The 5,299-nt window shown below is 70.6% G+C and carries 5 protein-coding genes; all 5 read left to right on the forward strand.

The genetic code is table 11. The features are described 5' to 3' along the window. Positions 1-166 precede the first annotated feature (166 nt). The gene (locus tag AOK23_RS11810) at positions 167-841 is read left to right on the forward strand and encodes a response regulator (RefSeq protein WP_055712680.1); all 675 of its coding nucleotides are present in this window, start codon (positions 167-169) and stop codon (positions 839-841) included. Between the two features lie 120 nt (positions 842-961). Beyond that, entirely contained in the window at positions 962-2,323 is a 1,362-nt protein-coding gene (locus AOK23_RS11815) for a sensor histidine kinase (RefSeq protein WP_055712681.1), read from the forward strand. Beyond that, on the forward strand, positions 2,320-2,985 hold the full coding sequence (locus AOK23_RS11820) for a response regulator (RefSeq protein ID WP_055712682.1): 666 nt from the start codon (positions 2,320-2,322) through the stop codon (positions 2,983-2,985). Before AOK23_RS11815 ends, AOK23_RS11820 begins: the two co-directional genes overlap by 4 nt. A gap of 158 nt (positions 2,986-3,143) precedes the next feature. Then, complete coding sequence (locus AOK23_RS11825) at positions 3,144-3,875, forward strand: dienelactone hydrolase family protein (protein WP_055712683.1); 732 nt, start codon at positions 3,144-3,146, stop codon at positions 3,873-3,875. Between the two features lie 155 nt (positions 3,876-4,030). Then, complete coding sequence (locus AOK23_RS11830) at positions 4,031-5,251, forward strand: cytochrome P450 (protein WP_055712684.1); 1,221 nt, start codon at positions 4,031-4,033, stop codon at positions 5,249-5,251. Positions 5,252-5,299 lie beyond the last annotated feature (48 nt).

Genomic DNA, 5,299 nt, shown 5'->3' on the forward strand with positions numbered 1-5,299 from the left:
TCGTGGCGGCCGAGACCTCCCACGGCGGCTTCGCGGTCGTCGCCGTCCTCCCGGGGGACGGCGGCCCCGGCAACGACACCACCGCACCCGACCCCCACCCCGACCACCGACCGCCCACGCCCCGCGGCCCCTCGGCCCGCGCGGACACGACAGGAGAACGCACTCCATGACGAGCAGCACCATCCGCGTACTGATCGCCGACGACCAGCAGATGGTCCGGCAGGGCTTCTCGGTGCTGCTCAACACCCAGCCCGACATCGACGTCGTCGGCCAGGCGGTGCACGGCCTCGACGCCATCGACAAGGTCGCCGACCTCGCCCCACAGGTCGTCCTGATGGACATCCGCATGCCCGAGCTCGGCGGTATCGAGGCCACCCGCCGCATCACCACAGAGAACCCGCACATCAAGGTCCTCGTGCTCACGACCTTCGACCTCGACGAGTACGTCTACGAGGCCCTGCGCGCGGGAGCCTCCGGGTTCCTCCTCAAGGACGCCTCCGCGGACCAGCTCGCCGAAGCGGTCCGGGTCGTGGCCGCGGGCGACGCTCTGCTCGCGCCCGGCATCACCCGCAGACTCATCACCGAGTTCTCCCGCCTCGGCACGCCGCCCCGCGCCCCGCTGAAGGACCGCGTCGGCGACCTGACCGAACGGGAGACGGAAGTGCTGTCCCTGATCGCCCAGGGCCTGTCCAACGCGGAGATCGCCCAGCGCCTCGTCGTCGCCGAACAGACGGTGAAGACCCACGTGGGCCGCATCCTGGTGAAACTCGGCCTGCGCGACCGCACCCAGGCAGCGGTCTTCGCCTATGAGTGCGGCCTGGTCCGGCCCACGGGCTACTGAGCGCGCAGGCCGACCCGGTGCCGGGTCCGTACGCGTGACCCGTAGTACCTGAGACGGACCCGGACAGACCCTCCTCACTGGTGACGACGGCGACCCCGCCCCCCGCCTACCGTTTTCAACGTGACCGAGACGACTCACACCCAGCCCACACCACCGCGACGCGGTGCCAAGGACCGCAGCCCGGAGTTCAGACTCGCCGTCAACGCTCTGAACGGGCTGTGGCAGGACATGTTCCACGACGCCTTCGCGTACCGACCACTGTCCCGCATGCGCAGGGACGGACCGGTCGTCCGGCAGCTGCCCCTGCGGCTCCGCGAGCGCGCCGTCTGGGCCCCGCACGCGGTGGTGATCTTCGGTGCCCTGATAGCGATGTACGCCTCGATGGAGGGCAACGGAGGCAGTGATCTCACCCAGCTGATCACGGGCGTCCTCTCCCTGACGGCGGTCCTGCTGACGCTCGCCAGGCCCGTCGGCGCCTTCTGGGCCTCCATGGCCGCCACCTTGATCGGCACCGTGATCGGCAGCGACTTCGACGACTGGCCGTGGATCCCCGGCGCCTTCGTGACCCACGTCATCGTCCTCACGGTCGTCGCCCTGCGCACCAGGCCCCGGATCGCGGCGTGGATGTGGGGCGTCACCGCGCTCTACAGCCTGCTCGCCGAGACCTTCTTCTCCTCCCGCTATCTGAACTACGGCTACTACAGCGCCAACACCGGGCCGATGCTGACCGTCGCGGCCTTCGTCCTCCTGTCCGTCTCCGTCTGGCAGATACGGCGCACGGCCCAGCGGGAGGTCACCGCCCAGCAGACGGTGACCGAGCACGAGCGTTCCAAGCGGACCCTCCTGGAGGAGCGCACGACGATCGCCCGCGAGCTGCACGACGTGGTCGCCCACCACATGTCGGTGGTCGCCATCCAGGCCGAGGCCGCGCCCTACCGCGTGGAGAACCCGCCGCCCGAGCTGGAGCAGGCGTTCGCCACGATCCGGGAGAACGCGGTGGCCGCCCTCACCGAACTGCGCCGTGTCCTCGGCGTCGTCCGCGCCGAGGACTACGAGGCCCCGGACGCCCCGCAGCCCACCCTCGCCGACCTCGACAGCCTGCTCGCCAATGTGCGGGAGGCCGGCCTGACCGTCGAGAAGGCCGTCACCGGAGCGGTGCGGGAACTCCCGCAGGGCGTGGAACTGTCGGCCTACCGAATAGTCCAGGAGGCCCTCAGTAACACCCTGCGGCACGCGCCCGGCGCGACGGCCCGCGTGGAGATCGGCTACGTCCTGGGCGGGCTGGGCCTGCGCATAGTCAACGGCCCCTCCCCGGAGGTGACCCTGGTGAAGTCCACCCACGGCGCCGGCCACGGCATCACCGGCATGCGTGAGCGCGTCACGATGCTGAACGGCGAGATGACCACGGGCGAGACGGAGGACGGAGGCTACGAGGTGACGGTGTTCCTGCCGGTGGCCAGCGCGAGCGAGGACGACGCATGACGATCCGTGTGCTGATCGCCGACGACCAGATGATGGTCCGCGAGGGCTTCTCGGTACTGCTCGGCGCGATGCCGGACATCGAGGTGGTCGGCGAGGCGGTCAACGGCCGGGACGCCGTCGACCGTGTCCGGGAGCTGTCCCCGGACGTCGTCCTGATGGACATCCGCATGCCGGAGATGAACGGCATCGAGGCCACACGGGAGATCGTGGCGGCCGACGGCGGCGCCAAGGTGCTGGTGCTGACCACGTTCGACCTCGACGAGTACGTGTACCAGGCGCTGCGCGCGGGCGCCTCCGGGTTCCTGCTCAAGGACGCCTCGGCCCGCCAACTCGCCGAAGGGGTACGGGTCGTGGCCGCAGGGGAGGCGCTGCTCGCCCCGTCGGTCACCAAGCGTCTGATCACCGAGTTCTCCAAACTGGCCGAGACACCCCGTCCCTCGGCGGCCGCCCAGCTGGCCTACGGGGAGCTGACCGACCGCGAGACGGAGGTGCTCGTCCTGATCGCCCAGGGGCTCTCCAACTCCGAGATAGCCGAGCGCCTGGTCGTGGCGGAGTCGACCATCAAGACCCATGTCAGCCGGGTCCTGGTGAAGTTGGGCCTCCGTGACCGCACCCAGGCGGCGGTCTTCGCCTACGAGGCCAGGCTGGTCACCCCCGGCTGAGCCGGCCCGAAGATCACTTCGTGGTACGTTCGGCACCGCCGTGCTTCGCCGCGAACCGAGGAGGTGAGACCGATCAACGCTGTGACAGGTCGGGGCTCCCTCCCTCGCATGGCCTAGGGAGCGCCCGCAGAAGGCATCCCGAAAGGCTTGAACCGCTCATGCGTTTCAACTCCGAGACGTCGTCAGACGGCGTCCGCGAACACCTCTTCACCCTCGACGAGATCCCCGGCGTGCTGTGGACGCCGGAGGGTGCCGTCGGTCCGCGTCCGCTGATCGTGATGGGCCACGGCGGCGGACAGCACAAGAAGGCGCCCGGCATCGTGGCGCGTGCGCTCCGTTTCGTCACCGAGTGCGGGTTCGCCGTCGTCGCGGTGGATGTGCCGGGACACGGTGACCGGCCCAAGGACGAGAACTACGACCGGATAGTGACGGAGAACCAGGCCCGGGCGGCTGCGGGCGAGGAGCTGGCTCCGCTGATCGCCGGGTTCCAGGCGCTCGTGGCGCGCCGGACCGTCCCGGAGTGGCAGGCGGTCCTGGACGCCGTGCAGGAGCTTCCGTTCGTCGGCGCCGGGCCGGTGGGCTACTGGGGGGTGTCCCTGGGGTGCGGGCTCGGTGTTCCGTTCGTCGCCGCCGAGCCCCGGGTCCGGGCGGCGGTGCTGGGCCTGGGCGGGGCCCTGGCCTCGGCGGAGGCAGCCCGACGGATCACGGTCCCGGTGGAGTTCCTGGTGCAGTGGGACGACGAGCGGGTGCCCAGGGAACAGGGGCTCGCCCTGTTCGACGCCCTGGGGTCGGCCGAGAAGACCCTGCACGCCAATCCGGGCGGGCACGGGGAGATCCCGCGCTTCGAACTGGACAGCACCCTACGGTTCTTCGCCCGCCACCTGAGCTGACACGACCGTCGCCGTGCGGCGCGGAAGCCCCACCTTGGGCCAACGCACCGCACGGCCGGCACGGGGGAGGGACCTCCCCCTCCAGGACGGTTTGTCGAGGTCATGCGGCGGGTCGGCTCTGTTCAGGGAGGCGGATCGCGGGTTAGCGTCCGTTCATGGCACCTGCTTCCCCTCTCGCTTTCGATCCGTGGGACCCCGACTTCGTGGCGGACCCGTACCCGGCGTACGCCGAGCTGCGGGCGCTGGGCCGGGTGCGGTACTTCGAGCCTACGAACCAGTGGCTCGTCGCCCACCACGCGGATGTCTCGGCGCTGCTGCGGGACCGGCGCCTGGGCCGGACGTACCAGCACAGGTTCACGCACGAGGACTTCGGGCGCAGTGCGCCGCCGCCGGAGCACGAGCCGTTCCACACGCTGAACGACCACGGGATGCTGGACCTGGAACCGCCGGACCACACCCGGATCAGGCGGCTGGTGTCGAAGGCGTTCACACCGCGCACGGTGGAGCGGCTGAAGCCGTATGTGGAGGGGCTGGCGGGCGAGCTGGTGGCCCGGCTGGTCGAGGCCGGCGGCGGTGATCTGTTGGCGGATGTCGCGGAGCCGCTCCCGGTGGCGGTGATCGCCGAGATGCTCGGTGTCCCCGAGTCGGACCGGGCGCAGCTGCGGCCCTGGTCGGCGGACATCTGCGGGATGTACGAGCTGAGCCCGTCGGAGGCGACGGCGAAGAAGGCGGTGCGGGCGTCGGTGGAGTTCTCGGAGTACCTCCGGGAGCTGATCGCGCACCGTCGGGAGAAGCCGGGCGAGGACCTGATCTCGGGGCTGATCGCGGCGTACGACGAGGGCGACCGGCTCACCGAGCAGGAGATGATCTCGACCTGTGTGCTGCTGCTGAACGCGGGCCACGAGGCGACGGTGAACGCCACCGTGAACGGCTGGTGGGCGCTGTTCCGCAACCCCGACCAGCTGGCCGCCCTGCGGGCGGACCACTCGCTGGTGCCGACGGCCGTGGAGGAGCTGATGCGGTACGACACCCCGCTCCAGCTCTTCGAGCGCTGGGTGCTGGACGACATCGAGATCGACGGCACGACCGTCCCGCGAGGCGCGGAGATCGCCATGCTGTTCGGCTCCGCGAACCACGACCCGGCCGTCTTCGACGCCCCGGAGAAGCTGGACCTCACCCGTCAGGAGAACCCGCACATCTCGTTCAGCGCCGGTATCCACTACTGCATCGGCGCGCCCCTCGCCCGGATCGAGCTGGCGGCGTCGATGACGGCCCTGCTGGAGAAGGCCCCCACCCTGTCCCTCGCGACGGAGCCGAAGCGTAAGCCGAACTTCGTGATCCGGGGGCTGGAGGGGCTCGACGTGGAGGTGGCGTAGAGCGCGCCGCTTTCCGCGGTCGCCGGCCCACTCCTCCGGCCCCCCCGC

The organism is Streptomyces torulosus (assembly GCF_001419765.1).
Lineage (GTDB): Bacteria > Actinomycetota > Actinomycetes > Streptomycetales > Streptomycetaceae > Streptomyces > Streptomyces torulosus.